At 66.0% G+C, this 15,379-nt stretch carries 15 protein-coding genes, 1 pseudogene and 1 other annotated feature; of the genes and pseudogenes, 5 read left to right on the top strand and 11 right to left on the bottom strand.

Annotated features, from left to right (window positions below):
- Positions 1-7 precede the first annotated feature (7 nt).
- Positions 8-988: an NYN domain-containing protein gene (locus ACK8HH_RS12195; RefSeq protein WP_006897672.1), complete on the bottom strand. Its 981-nt coding sequence runs from the start codon at positions 986-988 to the stop codon at positions 8-10.
- A 199-nt stretch (positions 989-1,187) separates the two neighbouring features.
- Here ACK8HH_RS12195 and ACK8HH_RS12190 point away from each other — a divergent pair, with 199 nt between their 5' ends.
- Positions 1,188-1,571 (top strand): TIGR03618 family F420-dependent PPOX class oxidoreductase, encoded by a 384-nt coding sequence (locus ACK8HH_RS12190; RefSeq protein ID WP_006897673.1) that lies wholly within the window; start codon positions 1,188-1,190, stop codon positions 1,569-1,571.
- Between the two features lie 182 nt (positions 1,572-1,753).
- Here the strand turns inward: ACK8HH_RS12190 and ACK8HH_RS12185 are convergent, their stop codons facing one another.
- Positions 1,754-2,461, bottom strand: coding sequence for a DUF6319 family protein (locus tag ACK8HH_RS12185; RefSeq protein ID WP_062367867.1), 708 nt, complete (start codon positions 2,459-2,461; stop codon positions 1,754-1,756).
- Between the two features lie 272 nt (positions 2,462-2,733).
- Here ACK8HH_RS12185 and ACK8HH_RS12180 point away from each other — a divergent pair, with 272 nt between their 5' ends.
- Complete coding sequence (locus tag ACK8HH_RS12180; protein WP_006897852.1) at positions 2,734-2,943, top strand: CsbD family protein; 210 nt, start codon at positions 2,734-2,736, stop codon at positions 2,941-2,943.
- Positions 2,944-3,022: 79 nt separating this feature from the next.
- Here the strand turns inward: ACK8HH_RS12180 and ACK8HH_RS12175 are convergent, their stop codons facing one another.
- Positions 3,023-3,643 carry a DUF4203 domain-containing protein gene (locus ACK8HH_RS12175; protein WP_062367866.1) on the bottom strand — a complete coding sequence of 207 codons (621 nt, stop codon included), beginning with the start codon at positions 3,641-3,643 and terminating at the stop codon, positions 3,023-3,025.
- A 98-nt stretch (positions 3,644-3,741) separates the two neighbouring features.
- Entirely contained in the window at positions 3,742-4,380 is a 639-nt protein-coding gene (locus ACK8HH_RS12170) for a hypothetical protein (protein ID WP_045539162.1), read from the bottom strand.
- Between the two features lie 240 nt (positions 4,381-4,620).
- Between ACK8HH_RS12170 and ACK8HH_RS12165 the strand changes: the two genes are divergently transcribed.
- Entirely contained in the window at positions 4,621-5,670 is a 1,050-nt protein-coding gene (locus tag ACK8HH_RS12165; RefSeq protein ID WP_062367865.1) for a biotin/lipoate A/B protein ligase family protein, read from the top strand.
- A 98-nt stretch (positions 5,671-5,768) separates the two neighbouring features.
- Here the strand turns inward: ACK8HH_RS12165 and ACK8HH_RS12160 are convergent.
- From ACK8HH_RS12160 to ACK8HH_RS12145, 4 genes and pseudogenes are all read right to left on the bottom strand, one after another.
- A protein-coding gene (locus ACK8HH_RS12160) for an IS3 family transposase (RefSeq protein WP_156479495.1) occupies positions 5,769-7,066 on the bottom strand; the annotation gives its coding sequence in 2 pieces (ribosomal slippage) (positions 5,769-6,775 and positions 6,775-7,066; 1,299 coding nt in all).
- Positions 6,639-6,788, bottom strand: a sequence feature (AL1L pseudoknot). It overlaps the preceding gene by 150 nt.
- Before the next feature lie 66 nt (positions 7,067-7,132).
- Positions 7,133-8,947 (bottom strand): DUF262 domain-containing protein, encoded by a 1,815-nt coding sequence (locus tag ACK8HH_RS12155; RefSeq protein ID WP_412475222.1) that lies wholly within the window; start codon positions 8,945-8,947, stop codon positions 7,133-7,135.
- Positions 8,948-9,050: 103 nt separating this feature from the next.
- Positions 9,051-9,380: pseudogene (locus tag ACK8HH_RS12150) on the bottom strand (hypothetical protein); the annotation flags it as partial.
- Between the two features lie 114 nt (positions 9,381-9,494).
- Positions 9,495-9,836, bottom strand: coding sequence for a tyrosine-type recombinase/integrase (locus ACK8HH_RS12145; RefSeq protein WP_081598150.1), 342 nt, complete (start codon positions 9,834-9,836; stop codon positions 9,495-9,497).
- Positions 9,837-9,845: 9 nt separating this feature from the next.
- Here ACK8HH_RS12145 and ACK8HH_RS12140 point away from each other — a divergent pair, with 9 nt between their 5' ends.
- On the top strand, positions 9,846-10,532 hold the full coding sequence (locus ACK8HH_RS12140; protein WP_006897841.1) for a DUF1998 domain-containing protein: 687 nt from the start codon (positions 9,846-9,848) through the stop codon (positions 10,530-10,532).
- Positions 10,533-10,677: 145 nt separating this feature from the next.
- On the opposite strand, the gene ACK8HH_RS12135 is transcribed toward ACK8HH_RS12140, so the two are convergent.
- On the bottom strand, positions 10,678-11,808 hold the full coding sequence (locus tag ACK8HH_RS12135) for an alanine--glyoxylate aminotransferase family protein (RefSeq protein ID WP_006897840.1): 1,131 nt from the start codon (positions 11,806-11,808) through the stop codon (positions 10,678-10,680).
- Positions 11,809-12,049: 241 nt separating this feature from the next.
- Positions 12,050-12,793 (bottom strand): N-formylglutamate amidohydrolase, encoded by a 744-nt coding sequence (locus ACK8HH_RS12130; protein WP_062366578.1) that lies wholly within the window; start codon positions 12,791-12,793, stop codon positions 12,050-12,052.
- Between the two features lie 206 nt (positions 12,794-12,999).
- Here ACK8HH_RS12130 and ACK8HH_RS12125 point away from each other — a divergent pair, with 206 nt between their 5' ends.
- Complete coding sequence (locus ACK8HH_RS12125; protein WP_062366579.1) at positions 13,000-14,652, top strand: DUF222 domain-containing protein; 1,653 nt, start codon at positions 13,000-13,002, stop codon at positions 14,650-14,652.
- A gap of 93 nt (positions 14,653-14,745) precedes the next feature.
- Here the strand turns inward: ACK8HH_RS12125 and ACK8HH_RS12120 are convergent, their stop codons facing one another.
- Complete coding sequence (locus ACK8HH_RS12120; RefSeq protein ID WP_062366581.1) at positions 14,746-15,327, bottom strand: TetR/AcrR family transcriptional regulator; 582 nt, start codon at positions 15,325-15,327, stop codon at positions 14,746-14,748.
- Positions 15,328-15,379: the final 52 nt, after the last annotated feature.

Raw genomic sequence — 15,379 nt, 5'->3', positions numbered from 1 at the left:
ATGTGGGTCAGCCGGCGTCGTACTCGTCCCAGAATCGTTGACGGAGGCGGAAGCGGACGGGCTCGTCGACGGTGTAGCGCTCCATCGCCTCCGAGGCGTCGAGCAGGAGGGCGCGATCGATGTCGCGCGGGATGGAGGGTCGTGCGCGCTCGAGCTCCGCGGTCTCCTGCGGGGTGGCGCTCTTGCGGAAGGCCGCCAGCACGCGGCCGACGACGTCGCCGATGATCTGCTCCTGCTCGGCGTCGTCGAACTCCGGCATCACGTGTGCCACCGATCCGGTGGTGGAGCTGTAGGCCAGCACGCCGGTCGGTGCGGGCGGGGGAGTAGCGCGTGCGGCCACCGACGCGGCGGCGGCGTCGAGCGGTGTGCGCGCGGCGGGTTTGGGTGCGACCGGCCCGGGTTTGGCGGTGACCGGCGCCGACGGCTTCGGGGCGGGCTGGCGATCCACGCTGAGAACGGAACGGTCGATCGCGGGTCCGTCGATCCGGTGCAGGTCGTCCGCGGCGCGGATCAGGTGCCTGCTGACGCCGTGCGACTTGCCGTCGGCGTTCGGCACCGCCAGCAGGATCACCTGCACGCCGTGTACCTGTGCTTCTTCGACGGCCTCGGTCAGGTCGTCGTCGCCGGACACGAGGAAGAAGACGTCGGAGGTGCTGTTGCGGGCGTGCGCGACGAGATCGAGGCCGATGCGGAGGTCGACGCCCTTCTGCTCGCCGTTGACGCCGAAGCGGCCGAGTCGGAGCTTCACCTTGGCCAGTTCGCCGATGCGTTGCTGTGTGGCATTGGGAACGCCGTTGTCGGCGGAGTCGTACCAGTGCACCCGCAGCGTCGGGAGGCCGGAGAGGTGTTCGGCGGTGTCGACCAGTGTGTCGATCAGACGCGAGTACTCGACGTTGATGCTGCCGCGCAACGATGTTCCGGCGACGCGGGTGGCGGCCGACGCGAGGAGGTATCCGGTGTCTATGTACAAGCTGCATGTCGGGCGCATGGTTCGACTATCGCAGGGCCGGAGACGGTCCACCGGCCGAAACGCCGCCCTTGTTACCTCGGAGTAATCACGGGGCCCTGCTGAAATCAGTCCGCTCAGTGCCGCGCGGGGTGAATCTTCCCTCGGCATCGGTTGTGCGAACTGATTTCAGCAGGGCTCCGCGGCGACTAGCGTCCCAGTCAGAGCGAAAGGACCAGCCATGCTCACCTCGGACCTCCGGCGCGTCCTCGACGGCGCCCCGATCGCCCACGTCGCCACCGTCTCTCCCGACGGCTCACCGCACGTCGTCCCGGTCTTCGTCGGGACCGACGGCGATCGCATCGTCGTCTTCACCGGTCCTGGCTCGGTGAAGGCGCGCAACTTGCGGCGCGATCCGCGCGTCGCGCTCTCGATCGCCACCGCCGACGATCCGTTCACGCCGGTGACGGTCCGCGGTCGAGTGGTGGACTGGATCGACGGCGACGCCGGCTGGGAGATCGTCGACCGCGTCGCGGCCAAGTACATCCCGGTACCCTACCCGCGCGAGGACCCGAGGGTGGTCGCGGTGATCGAACCGACGGTGCAGAAGGTCGGAATGGGTTGAGCGTTGTCGTCACAGCTCACGTTCGTCGAGTAGGCCGACGCCACCTCTAGGCCCGCCGAGCATCCCCGCTCCACTTTCTAGGCCCGCCGAGCAGGCCGACGTCACCCCCAAGGCCGGTCGAGTAGCCCAGCGAACGCAGTGAGCCGGGCGTATCGAGACGATCACCAACCCGCCACGCCCCTTCACTCCGACTCCGACTGCCCCTCCAGTGCCGCCAACGCTCGCCGAGCCGCTTCCAGCTCCCGGCTCAGCTCCTCGACCCGCCGCTGAGCCTCCTCCCGCGCCGCGTTCAGCACCGACGACGCCGCTCCCAACGCGGCGTCGTCACCGAGTTCGCGCATCGCAGACTCGACGGAGTCAGCAGCGACACTGCGCGACCGCGTGGGCTTGCGTCCGCCCCGGGTCACCGATACCGACCATTCGTTGTCGGCCGAACCGAAGACCGTCACCGTCACCGACGACGGTGCCTTCTTGCCCGCCGCGCGCTTCGCCGGCCTGGCCGCAGTCTTCAGCGCCGCCGCGGTAGCTCGTGTCTGAGCCGCCGCTGCGTCGGTCTTCGGTGCTGCGGCCGGTCTCGGCTGAGCGGCCTTCTTCGCTGCCGCGGGCTTCGCGACCTTCGCCGCCTTCGCCGGTTGAGGTGGTGCGTCCTTGGTCATCCGCAGTTCATCGGCTTCGTAGGGGAGTTCGTCGTCGACGCCGCGCGGTTTGATGGTCAGCGTCGTCCCGGCGATCGCGATCACGCGCGCCGAGGCGCCGGGCGCGAGGCCGAGGCTGGGTGTGCCCTCGCGCAGATACACCGTGGCGCGTCGCCCCTCGGCCAATGCCGAGTTCAGGGAGGCGAGGTCGTCAGCGGTCAGAGACTCCGATGCCAAGCGGCGGCGCGGGGGCATGGCGGGCCTTTCTCCTCGTTCAGATGCGGCTGTGAACACTGTGCCACAGCCGGACGACATGTTCGCACAGATGTGCGATCCGGTGCGTCGGTGGGCCCGCTGCTCAGTGACATGGACGGGGGATGCGGCGAGGTGTCGGCGATGCCACTGCGGATGGTGTCACCTCGTGTCCTGCAGGGTCGAAGGGGAGTGGGTACCGTCGGAAGTGTCGTCCAAACGAGTGGCGACGAAGTGTGGAAGATGCAGATCCATCCGCTATTCAAGGAGGACAGATGAGCTTTTCCGACGATGCACAGAACAAGGCTGAAGACCTGAAGGGCCGGGCGAAGGAAGCCGTCGGCGCTGCGACCGACGATGACCAGTTGCGTACCGAGGGGCAGACCGACCAGGGGAAGTCTGCCGCCAAGGAGAAGGTCACCGAGGTTGCGGACAAGGTCAAGGAAGGCGTCGACGCCGTGAAAGACAAGTTGACCGGCCGCTGACCGTACCGACCGGAGCGGCCCGCCACCCGAGAGTTCGGGTGGCGGGCCGCCGTCGTTCAGCAGGGAGATCAGTCCGTGTTCACCATTGCTGGTGCAGGTCCTGGTCGCGTCCGATGACGCGCGCCTGAGCCACCACGCCCGCGATGACGAGCACGATGTAGGCGGCGTACCACCACCAGTGATGGCCGATGGTGAATGTGACGCTCGCCCGCGAGAAGTCGTCGAGCGCGATCGTCGACGTCAGAAGCATGAGCCCGCCGACGATCGCCGTGGCGCCGCCGAGTGCGCTGAGCACCACGAGCAGTAGCGCCGGCAGATTCAGCGCGATGGCAGCGACCGCCAGGAGGATGCCGACGAGCACGCCGACCACGATGATGACCCAGTTCCAGGTCACTCCGATCGCGGCCATCAGTGCGGTGCCCAGGACGAAACCGATGGAGGCCATCGCCAGCGTCACCGCCACCGCGTAGTACAGGTACGCCAGGAGTGCGAAGAGGATCGCGACCGCGATGCCGACGATCCATCCGACCGCAGTTGAGAAGAAGCCGTCCCCGGTGACGGCGGAGACGAGCCCCGCACCGAGATTGAGGCCGACGAAGGCGCCCCACACTGCGATGACGACACGCATCGCCACCACGCCTCGGAAGCAGAACAGAATGCCGATGATGATGGCGATGAAGCCGATCAGGATGCTGGACATGGCGTAAGCGTAGTGCGCGCTTCATGTCCGAATGGGCGGCTTCGCCTGGCGAGGACGAAGTGCGTACGTTCGCAGCGCGCCGCGGCCGCCGGTTCTGGTCAGCCCTCGTCCGTTGTCTCCACGACCTGCGTCACCCTGGCAGTGACCTCGGTGTCGCTCGACGGTGTTTCGACCGATGTGCTCTGGTCGATGGTCACCTGTGTGCCCACCATCGTGAACTTGTCGAGGATCGGATCCTCGCCGCCGTCGATCTCGTAGAGGACTTTGAAACTACGGTCCGTGAGGACGCTGGAAGCACCTTTGAAGGTCGGCTCGAGAGAGACCGTGACGAGGCAGCCGGCGGAACCGAAACACTTCTTCTCCTCTGTCAGGACGGAGAGACTGAAGTCGGCTGCCGTGACCGGGACGGTCGAGACCCCAGTCGTCGGCGGGTAGCTGTATTCGGGCGATGCCGCGGTCTCGGTCCCGGAGGTCGCGGACTCGTCCGACCCGATCGCGTATCCCACTGCACCCGAGCCGACTGCGATGAACACCGCTGCGACGATCGCGAACAGAATCCGGCCACGCTTACGCGGGCGCTTCGGCGCGGCAGCGCTTTCGGGTGGTGCAAGGGTTCCCGGCGGTGTCGCGAATGGACTCGTGGGCGGGGGATACCCGGCGGCGGCGAAATGATGTTCGCCGGTCGGCGGGACTGGTCTGCCCGTGGGACCGTCGTTGCCCGCGTCGTGTTCGTTCATTTCCTCGTCCTTCGTTCTGTCTGTTTTGCGATGGTTCCGAGAACGTACGACTGAGCTACGACAAGAATCTGATCGCTGCACGTCCCGCGCGCCGACGTCTGCGGCGGTCGTATGACGATCAGCGCTGGTGACAGGCGGTCGGTGTGGTCCGTTCGGGTGGATCTCGATTGCGCGCTCTCGCGCCCCGATCGACTCAGGAGCGGGAACTCTGCGGCGTACCTGCGGCCGTACGCTGGACGAGTGCACGGCGAATACAAAGTTCCTGGTGGCAAGCTGGTGGTGATTGACGTCCACGTCGAGGATGGGAGGCTCTCGCGGGTATCGCTGTCGGGCGACTTCTTCCTCGAACCGGACGACGCTCTCGACGTCATCACCGAGGCCGTCACCGGTGCGCCCGTGACGGCCGATGCGTCCGATTTGGGCGCGCTCATTCAAGCGGCACTGACCGCTGACGTCTCGATGGTCGGCTTCACGCCCGACTCGGTCGGTATTGCGATCCGTCGTGCGCTCGGTCATGCCACGAGTTGGCACGACCACACCTTCGACGTCGTCGAACCGGTCGTCATGGCGCCCGCGATGAACGTCGCGCTCGACGAGGTGCTCCTGCGGGAGGTGGCGGCGGGGACTCGCCCGCCGACCTTGCGCTTCTGGGACTGGGACTCGCCGCTCGTCGTGATCGGCTCGTTCCAGTCGGTCCGCAACGAGGTCGACGAGGAGGCCGCCGCCCGCCACGGCATCGGGATCGTCCGTCGCATATCCGGTGGCGGCGCGATGTTCATGGAGCCGGGCAACTGCATCACGTACTCGCTCGTCGTGCCGACATCGCTGGTGGACGGACTCAGCTTCGAGCGGTCGTACGAGTTCCTCGACCAGTGGGTGATGGGCGCCCTCGCCGACGTCGGCGTCAACGCCCGCTACGTCCCGATCAACGACATCGTCTCCGACCACGGCAAGATCGGCGGCGCCGCGCAGAAGCGCATCGTCGCCGGCGCCGTGCTGCACCACGTCACGATGTCGTACGACATCGACGCCGACAAGATGACCGAGGTCCTGCGGATCGGGCGAGAGAAGATCTCCGACAAGGGGATCACCAGCTCCGGCAAGCGCGTGGATCCGATGCGGTCGCAGACGGGGATGACGCGTGCAGCGATCATCGAGGCGTTCTTAGATCACTTCCGCGGGCGGTACCGGACGCGGGAGGCCGGGTACACGGATACGGAACTGGCGGCCGCGCAGGAGTTGGTCGACGAGAAGTTCAGCAGTCAGGAGTGGACGTACCGGGTGCCGTAGTGGCTACGCCGCGCGGCGGTGCGGGCTCGTGCCGCCCAGTCGCAAACTCGGCCAATGGGACGACCCCGTGAATCGCCCCGGGTTTCGTGGAGGCTCGGTTAGTTGGATCCGACCTCGGTGAGGACCGGATTCTGACGGTAGTGCTTCGTGGGTTGTGATGCCCAGTGGTTGGCCTCGAATTCAGCTGGCGGGACGAGCCCGATCTCGCCGTGAAGCCGTCGGTGGTTGAACCAGTCGACGTATTCAGCGACCGCGATCTCGATGTCACCGACGTTCTTCCAGCCGCCCTTGGGCCGCATGACGGGGTTGCGGATGCACTCAGCCTTGAACAGCGAGTTGAGCGCCTCGGCCATGGCGTTGTCGTAGCTGTCGCCCTTCGACCCGACGGATGCGACGGCGTTGGCCTCGGCGAGCCGCTCGGTGTAGCGAATCGCTCGATACTGGACTCCTCTGTCGCTGTGGTGGATAAGGCCAGTGAGGTCCTGGTCGGCGCGCTGCCGGGCCCACAGCCCCATGTCGAGGGCGTCCAAAGCGAGGTCAGTGCGAAGCGAGGTCGACACCTGCCAGCCGACGATCATCCGGCTGAACACATCTAGGACGAACCCGACGTAGGCCCACCCGGCGTGTGTTCTGACGTAGGTCAGATCGGCCACCCACAGCTGGTTCGGTGCAGTGGCGACGAACTTCCTGTCGACGAGGTCTTCCGGACGTTCGGTCTCGGCGTCGGCGCCGATGGTGGTCTTGCGGGTCTTCTCCCGACCGATGCCACGTAGGCCCTCATCCTTCATCAGTCGCTCGACGGTGCACCTGGCGACCTTGAGGCCCTCGCGGTTGAGCTCGGCGTGAATCTTGCGGGCGCCATAGACGCCGAGGTTGGCCTTGTGAGCATGCCGGATATCGATGACCAGCTCAGCGTCTCGTACCGCACGTGCCGAGGGTGGCCGCTTCTTAGCGGCGTAGTAGGTGCTCGGGGCGATCTGCACGCCGGCGTCCTTCACCACAGCGCAGATCGGCTCGACCCCGAACCGGTCGCGGTGCTGATCGATATAGTCGACCAGCACCGCGGTGGGTACCTCTACTTGATCTTGCGGTCGAGCTCCGCTGCCGCGAAAAACGCCGCAGATGTCTTCAATATCTCGTTCGCCCGACGCAGTTCGCGGACCTCGCGCTCGAGCTCGGCCAGCCGCTGCGCGTCGTCGGTCGTGGTACCCGGCCGAACACCGCCGTCGATCTCGGCCTGACGGACCCAATTCCGAAGCGCTTCGGGATGAACCCCGAGCTGATCGGCGACCCGCTTGATCGCCCCACGAGCGGACTCGGGGTCCTTCCTGGCGTCCATCGCCATCCGCGTCGCCCGCTGCTGGAGCTCAACGCTGTACTTCCTCGGTGCTGCCATGACTCTCATCATCCTTCCCAGGATTGAGAGCCTCCATCAGACCCGGGGCGATTCAGTACGTCCTTCTCAGTTGTGCCAGGTCGCGGAGTCGGGGCCGGGCCAGATATCGGTGAGCCTGTCGACCAGCCACTGTCCGCGGTCGTCGATCGCTGCGGTGTCCCAGCTTTCCTGCTCGGCCAGCCAGGCGTTGAGCAGCAGCCGGCTGTGCCGGTTCAGGGCAGCACGCTTGGTGGCCCAGGGAGCGTTCGACATGGCCGAGTTCAGTGATCCGGCGACGATCGTGAGGTTCCCGAGCCGGTGGACGCGGGCGTCTCGGGCCGTGGTGATCGCCTCGTGGTCCGCGCTGCTCGTATCCGCGTCGACCGGCCAATGCTGGTCCCACTGCTGGGGCATCAGGTGTTCGAGGGAGAGGTCCGAAACCTGTGCCACGACATCGGTCTTGCGCGAGTCCAGGCTCGATTCGACTGCGGAGAACGCCATGATCAGACGCTTGCGGCTGATGTAGTCGTAGACGTCGCGGGTTCGCAGAAAGGTGGAGAACTCGCCGTCACCGGGCCAGCGGGTCGCGTATCCCTCGCCTGCTGCGAGGACGGCGAGGAGTGCGGTGTCGGCGTGGGCCGGGTCCGCCTTGATGGCCGCGATCATCCGGGGCACGATGCGGTTGTAGTTCTGGGTGGTCAACCGCATGAGTGCCCGCCGCGCGAGGAAGGACTCCAGGATGCGGAGCGCACGTCGACGAACATTCAGGGTGATCTCGGGGGTGCGAAACAGGAGCAGGACCACGGGTAACGCAGTTCCTGCTCCCAGCGGTTCGAGTCGCGCGATGAAGTCGCCTTCGACGGTTCCTGTTTGGAAGTCGTCGAAGGACCGCATGACGGCGGCGTCTTTGCAGAGCTCACGGAGCAGTGCCTCGGCGTCGATGCCGGGTTGCAAGATGCTCTGCCGGAACGTTGCGAAGAGTTCGGTGGCGGGGATGACGCGTTCGAGCTTCATCGCGAGCCAGTGCATCAGGAAGTGTTCTCCGACAGGGCGGTTCAAACGCCCCTGCCGGCGAACGGCACGCCAGTAGTCGTCCTCCAGGGCGGGCTTCCACAGGTTGTCGTACAGGTCGTCGGTGTCGCGGTGTTGACGCGACGCCTCCCGGAAGACGGCGTTCTTCACCAGGTCGAGGGCGAGGAGCGGCGTGCCGCGAGCATTGAGTGTCTCGAAGATGACCTGGGCGTTGTCGTTGGGCTCCAACGTGATCGAGACGACCTTGAGGAGGTCGCTCAAGGTGATCCGAAGACGTTCTGCGCGGTCGAACAGCGCGCCGTCCTCGGCCGGAGTGTCGTCGTCCGCGCCGGACAGATACTCGGCAACGCGGTCGACGAAGTAGTCGTACGCCTCGTCGATCCGATTGTTCGGATCGTCCTCGCGGTCGTCGGTGGGGCCCGCTGGCGCCATGACCGCGGCGAACGAGTCGCGATTGGCGTTGGTCGGCCAGACCTTGAAGCGTTCGATCCCCTTGGACTTGCGCTCGTTGTTGGAGATCAGGTCACGCAGGAGGGCGGCGTCGTCGTCGGCGCCGGCCATGCTCATCGCATTGGCCGCGGCAGCGATGAGCAGCTGCATGGTGGTCAGTCGCTGCTGTCCGTCGATCACTGTGTACTGCGGGATCTTTCCCGGTGCCGTCGGTTCCTGGTCGAGGACGATCGCACCGAGGAAGTGGGTGGGGAAAGACGCGTCGCCGGACTCCTGGTGCCCGAGGAGCGCGCTCACGTCATCCCACAGCGGTGCCAGTTGCTCGTCTTCAGTCCACACGTACGGGCGCTGGTAGAGCGGGACGATGTAGCGGACGTCGCGCTCGAACAACTGTTGAACGGTGTGGGTTTCGGGCTTCACTGGCTCAGGCCTCCGTATCGTGTGGTGCTTCAGGTGAGTTTGCAGGATGCGACACAGCGAACTCTCGGTTCGGACACGTTGGTCGCGGGCTTCCGGGACGATTGCCGGAGCCGGTGCCGGTGGTGACGAGCTCCGGCTGTGGACGCTGGTGGAACCTGCTGGAGAGGCGTTCGAACGCGGCGGCCTGGTGGCCGTAGGGGGTGAATCCCGTTGGCCACCAGTCCAGCTGCATCCTCCAGTTCCCACCCGCCGGGGCGAACGGCAGGCGCAGGCGCACGTAGGTGCCCTTGAGCATGCCAGTGTCGGGCTGGCCAACGAAGTCCGACAGGGCGCCCTGGGCGTCGGGGTCGGTGAGGGCGAACGTGGTCGCGAGGTAGTCGGTCAGGCCTTCTCGGATGTGGTTGGCCTGGATTGTTGGAAGTAGGACCCCCACAGCTGTTGCCGCCCTTCTCTACGATGTCCCGCAAGTCGAGCATGCCCTATAGGAAGTGTCCGTCCGGCATTGGGATCAGCCACAGTTCCGGGACAGGTGCCAACTCAGACATTATTATTGACGACGAACGCTGCTCCACTTGTTGGCCCTCTGAACGAGCGCGTTCCGCATGACGGTCTCGTCAACGGCTAGATAGCGCTGGGTAGTTGCCAGCGAAGCGTGTCCGAGGATTACCTGTACGAGCCGCACGTCGTGAGTCTCGTTGTGGAGCTCAGTTGCGCACAGGTGGCGGAGCTGATGCATGGTTGTTCCGTCTCCGAGTGCGCGTGAGACAAGAGTCCCGACCCAGTGCGCTGAAAGGTGGCTGCCTGACGGGCCCGGAAAGAGGAACCCTTTATCCGCGCTCCGGAGTGCGGACGCCAGATCATCGGGCACAGGCAGGACCCGTTGCCTCATGCCTTTGCCGTGGACGATGAGCGACCACCCGTTCGCGCCGTCAGTTACGACAAGGACTCCGAATCACATTGGCTGTCGGTTCTGTATGCCTTGCTCGAGGGGGCATCGGAAGCTCTTGAGATCAGTAGGGATGACATCGACGGCACTCTCTCGTGGAGCAAAGACGGCAAACGCAGCATCGTTTTGTTCGATACGGTGCCCGGGGGAGCGGGCGCGTCGAAGAAGATCGCCGAGAACCTGCAGCGGGTCGTCAGGTTCGCGGTGGATCGCGTGAGTCGGTGCGACTGTGGTGAGGAGACATCGTGTTACGGCTGTCTGCGGTCGTACCGCAACGACCGGCATCACGATCGTCTTTCGCGCGCCGGAGCTCTGGCGATATTCAACGAGCTGAGGATTGAAGGCGTCCGAGACGCGGTTGACGGACCGTGGGGACAGACTCTCACGCACACGTCGAGTTCCGTGATTGAGCTGTTTGCTGAGCTTGCCACGCTTGGCGTCGCCAAGCCTCAGATCGGAATCGACATCGGTGAGTACTACTGGCCTGCCGAGGCCTTGTGGACGGAGTCGCGGGTCGTCCTCGTCGAGGGTGAAGATGATGATCGTGACGCGGCGTTGGCCGCCGACGGATACAAGGTGTATCGCGTGGCGGATACCGTCGCCGACCAATTAGCCGAAGCGGTTGGAAACACGGTCTGATCGCACGGCATCGGCCGGGCACGATGAGTGACAACGGGCGAGCCACGTGATGCCTTTGCTGTACTTGGACTTCGTGGCCAGACATTCGTGGCCTTCTTCCGGAAGATGGTATCGCTTCCGGAAGAAGGCCACGAGGGGACGAGTACTACCCCTTCAACCGATCCAGCGCCGCACTCAACCGCTCGACCGTCCCGTCCACGTCTGTCAGCTTGTCGACGCCGAACAGTCCGATGCGAAGCGACGAGTAGTTCTCGCCCTCGCCGCACTGCAGCGGGACGCCGGCGGCGATCTGCAGACCGACCTCCTTGAACGCGGCGCCGGTCTTGCGGGTGGCGTCGTCGGTGAAGGCGACGACGACGGTCGCGGCGTCGAAGCCTTCGGCGGCGACAGACGGCATGCCGTTCGCGGCGAGCAGCTTGCGAACCCGGCTGCCCAGGTCGAGCTGACGGCTGCGCAGTTCCTCAGCGCCGAGGTCGACGGTCTCGCGCATGAGCTCGACGTTGTGCGCGAGCGAATCGGTCGGCATCGTCGCGTGGTACGGGGCCTGGCCGTCGACGTACGAGTCACTGATCGAGAGCCACTTGCGCAAGTCCATCGCGAAGCTGGTGGACGTCGAATTGAGGACGGCGTCGCGGCCGCGTTCGCGCAGCATGACGTAGCCGGCACACGGGGTGCCGCTCCAGCCCTTCTGCGGCGCGGTGAGGAGGACGTCGACGTCGATGGTGGCCATGTCGACCCACAGCGCACCGGAGGCGACGCAGTCGAGGACGAACAGTCCGCCCACCTCGTGAACCGCCGCGGCGAGAGTCGTCAGGTAGTCGTCGGGCAGCAGAATGCCGGACGCGGTCTCCACGTGGGGAGCGAAGACCACCTCGGGGCGCTGTTCGCGCACCGCGGCCACCACTTCGTCGATCGGCGCCGGAGCCCACGCGGCTTGGTGGGCGTCGCTGACCGGACGCGCCTGGCACACCGTGACCTGATCGGTGATGCCACCGGTCTCAAGGATCTGCGACCACCGGTACGAGAACAGGCCGTTGCGCACGACGAGCACGCGGCGCCCGGTCGCGAGCTGACGCGCCACCGCCTCCATGCCATAGGTGCCGCCGCCGGGAACGACAGCGACGCTGCCAGCGTGGTAGGTGGTGCGCAGGATGCCGAGGAGATCCTGCATGACGCCGATGAACCGCTTGGACATGTGGTTCAGGGAACGGTCGGTGAACACGACCGAGTACTCGAGCAGGCCGTCTGGATCGATGTCGTCATGAGGAAGAGTCACCTGACCAGGTTCTCATGACGTGGTCGGTTCGGTGTGCCGGGCCTGCGGATACAGTGACGCGGCCGACACCGACAGTCGTGCGGCCCGCAGAGAAGTGGGCGAGTACGCTATCCGCAGGCTCTGACACCTCTCGGCAATCCGAGGGCGGCTGCGGCGGAACCGAACCGGAGGTTCCGTCCGGGAAGTCGGTGCCACGATCCTCCAGTTCGAGTGAGATGCCTTACTTGCCTTACTTAAGGGCTTAACTATAGGACTGGGGTCTGACATTCGTCCGTTCGATCGACAGGTCTGGGGAGCTGTCGTCCTGGTGTACCGCGGGTGGTGACACCCGTGCCCCGATCACTTCGCCGATCGCTCGGCCCAGTCGCTCGACCGACTCCGGGTTGACCGCGAAGTGTCTGTCGAGCAGGACGTCGTTGCGGATCGCCACCGTGATCGCCTGGACACGCTGGTCGTTTCCGTACTGTGTCTGGGGCACGTACCGCCGCGGCTGCGGTATGTCGGGTCCGGCGGAGACCAACTCACCGAACGCGATGACCGCCGCATCGAGAAGCGCCGCCGGAGTGTGTGAAAAGTCGATGCCGCGACAGGCCTCGGGGTGTGGCTGCTGCTGGTCGTCGACCGGAGTCGACTCGTTCGGGTACGAACAGATGTCGACGATCACCGCGCAGCCGGTCGCGGTCAACCGCTCTTCGATCAGATCGGTCACCAGCCAGGCGTAGGGCTGGATGTGGTCGATCGGGTCCGCATCACCGGGCGGACGTGGTGCTTCTGGTAGCGGCGAGAGGTCGTTCACGATCAGGTGCGGACGAACCGCCGCGTGCGTCCGCGCGCACTTGGCCACCGATTCGGTTGCGGCGTCCAGGGACTCGAGTGGGATCGACGGTGCGATGGAGTGCGGCCGTGCGAGCTGAGCACGGCGGGCGACATGAAGCAGGACCGGCGAGTCGGGGTCGCCGTTGAGAATCGTTGCGCGAGGGGGCATGTTGGTCCTTCACACGTAGTGGCGCCGACGAACGGCACGTCCCCGCCCATGCGGCAACGTGACAGACAAGCACGGGCCTACGACAATCCGGATCCTCGATCTACACATGGCGGTCGGCTCAGGGTTGGCGGAAGTTCTCGCGATCATTCATGTCAGACCCTCCGGATAACATCGAATGCAAGTTCGATTCGAACGGAGGGGGATCAATGAACATCAAGGTCAGAGGTGATTCGGGATCCGCGTCGGCGGGCTCGTCGGTGGTGGTCGACGAGGGTGCGATCGTGATTCGGATCGGTCGTCCGGGAGCTACGGGAGAGTCGGCGGACTGCACCTCGCGGGCCGATCGTGCTGCTCTGCTCGGGTTCGCGGCGCGGGCGGACTGCTACCAGGGGCTGGTGTTGTGGCATCGCTACGAAGCGGTGCATGCACTGCTGCTAGCCAAGCAGGCTGAGTCCGATGGCCCGGCCGGCGGTGTCGAGTCGGGTGCCGACGCGTACACGCGGCTCTACGATCCGCTGTGCCAGGTCGCGGCGTCGTATGCGACGGTGGCGGGGGTGAGGCAGTGCACGGCCGAGCACTTCGTGGAGGCCGCAGTGGCGTGCATGGAGCGGATTCCGGCGGTGGGCCGGTTGATGCGTGACGGCCTGATCTGCCCGGCGTGGTTTCGTCGGGTGGTCGAGCAGACGGCGCTCGTCGACGATTCGGATCTGCTGGCGTTCATCGACGCCGAGATCGCGCACACGCTGTCCGTGGTGGGCAAGCTGTCGGCTGGCCGGGTGGAGGCTCTGGTGAGTTCGATTGTGGCTGAACATGATCCGGATGCGGTGACGCTGACCCGCGAGCAGGTGAAGCTCGCCAAGCAGGTGCGGGTGAACCCGCTCGGCGAGGGCGTGTCCGAGGTGATCGTGACGGCGTCGACCGAGGACGCGATGGTCGTGAAAGACGTGCTGGACGCGGTGATCGCCGGAGTGTGCTCGCACGATCCGCGGACTCGCGGTGAGCGTCGGTCGGCGGCAGCCGTCGCGCGTCTGGCGGGGACCGACTTCGTGTGCGAGTGCGGTCGGGACGATTGCACCGCCGAATTGTCGACGGAGGCGATTGCGTCGCGGTGCGCACGGGTGGTGCTGCACGTTGTGGTTCGCAAGGAGACTCTCGGAGGGGAGTCCGACACCCCGGCCTATCTTGACGGGTACGGTCCGATCTCCGCCGAGCACGCGCGGGAGCTGGCGGCTCGTCCGGACGCGGTTCGGCGAGAGGTGGATCTCGATGAGCTCGTCGGTCATCAGGCGCAGCCCGGCAACGCCTATCGGCCGACTGCGGCAGTGGATGCGGCGATGCGGGGTCTGTTCGGTACCTGCTCGTGGCCGGGATGTGAGCGGGCGGCGTGGAAGTCGGACCTGGACCACGTGTGCGAGTTCAACCACGCCGATCCGACTGCCGGCGGCCCGACGTGCGTGTGCAACCTGAATCCGAAGTGCCGCTTCCATCATGGTCTGAAGACGTTCGTCGGCGGATGGGTCGACGATCAGGTCGTGGACGCGAACGGTGTGATCTGGACTGAGGTCACCACGCCGGAGGGGTTCACGGTACGTCAGCGGGCGTTGAACATGTGGCTCCTGCCGGAGCTCGGCCACCTCACTTGCAGACACCCGGCGCCGACACGCCCAGGATCCGGACACGCCGGTGTTGCACCGGAACGACCGCGTACGCGAGTGGAGGCCAAGCATCAGTACCGGATGCGGCGGCGGGCGGCGAATCGTCGAGCTCGTGAGGTCGTGGAGGCTGTGGTGCCGACTGGGGCTTCGGTGACGGAGTGCGGGACTGCGTGGGGGACGGAGTGGGGTGAGCCCCAGTTCTGAGGGTGCGAGAACGCCGGCCGCGCCACCGAGCGGGCGGATGAACCGGTGTGTCATCGCGTTCGAGCTGATTGAGAATGCCGATCGTGGCGCCGGTCAGATCTGGGTGAGGGCACCGAGATGGCGGTCGACAGCCTCGATCGCGCCGGCCGCCGACAGCCCCCGCGGGTCGCTCAACAGATTCAGCAGGAGTCCGTCGATCAGGGCGACGGTGGTCCAGGCGGCTTGATCGGCGTCGAAGACCGTCACGTCCTGGCCGCGTTGCTGCGCGAGCCGGAAGGCGTCAGCGCAGAGCCGATGCTGTTCGGTGATGAGGTCGTGGCGGATGGCAGCGAGGGTCGGCTCCACCACCGCTCGCGTGCTGAACGCGAGGTACACCGAGGCCTCGCGGCGGCGCACGTCGTCGATAGGGAGGAACTCGAGGAGGGCGCGTCGCAACACGGCACCGACCGGCCCGTCGTACTCGATCGCGTCGACCCGGGCGGCGATCCGCCGGTTCACTTCGTCGAAGGCCATCGTCAGCATCTGTTCTTTGGAGTGGCAGTAGTACTGCACGGTGCCGATCGACACCGCGGCGGCGGAGGCGACTTCCCGCACGGTGACGCCCTCGGCGCCGCGTTCGGCGGCCAGCCGCAGCAGGGTGTCGAGGATGCGGTCGCGGACGGAGGCGTCGGACATGAGAACAGTGTAGCCGAGTATCTATACACTCGTATGATACGAGCGTATGATT

This window comes from Gordonia sp. LUNF6 (assembly GCF_047041125.1).
GTDB classification, from domain to species: Bacteria; Actinomycetota; Actinomycetes; order Mycobacteriales; family Mycobacteriaceae; genus Gordonia; species Gordonia sihwensis.
The sequence above is the reverse complement of the archived record's forward strand: the minus strand, read 5'-3'. Positions and strand labels throughout refer to the sequence as shown.

Bases quoted from the DNA above. Each gene is read 5' to 3' on its own strand.
- ACK8HH_RS12185 (WP_062367867.1), bottom strand. From the start codon at position 2,461: ATGCCCCCGCGCCGCCGCTTGGCATCGGAGTCTCTGACCGCTGACGAC.
- ACK8HH_RS12125 (WP_062366579.1), top strand. From the start codon at position 13,000: ATGAACATCAAGGTCAGAGGTGATTCGGGATCCGCGTCGGCGGGCTCG.
- ACK8HH_RS12145 (WP_081598150.1), bottom strand. From the start codon at position 9,836: ATGAGGCAACGGGTCCTGCCTGTGCCCGATGATCTGGCGTCCGCACTC.
- ACK8HH_RS12130 (WP_062366578.1), bottom strand. From the start codon at position 12,793: ATGCCCCCTCGCGCAACGATTCTCAACGGCGACCCCGACTCGCCGGTC.
- ACK8HH_RS12170 (WP_045539162.1), bottom strand. From the start codon at position 4,380: ATGAACGAACACGACGCGGGCAACGACGGTCCCACGGGCAGACCAGTC.
- ACK8HH_RS12175 (WP_062367866.1), bottom strand. From the start codon at position 3,643: ATGTCCAGCATCCTGATCGGCTTCATCGCCATCATCATCGGCATTCTG.
- ACK8HH_RS12195 (WP_006897672.1), bottom strand. From the start codon at position 988: ATGCGCCCGACATGCAGCTTGTACATAGACACCGGATACCTCCTCGCG.
- ACK8HH_RS12190 (WP_006897673.1), top strand. From the start codon at position 1,188: ATGCTCACCTCGGACCTCCGGCGCGTCCTCGACGGCGCCCCGATCGCC.
- ACK8HH_RS12180 (WP_006897852.1), top strand. From the start codon at position 2,734: ATGAGCTTTTCCGACGATGCACAGAACAAGGCTGAAGACCTGAAGGGC.
- ACK8HH_RS12120 (WP_062366581.1), bottom strand. From the start codon at position 15,327: ATGTCCGACGCCTCCGTCCGCGACCGCATCCTCGACACCCTGCTGCGG.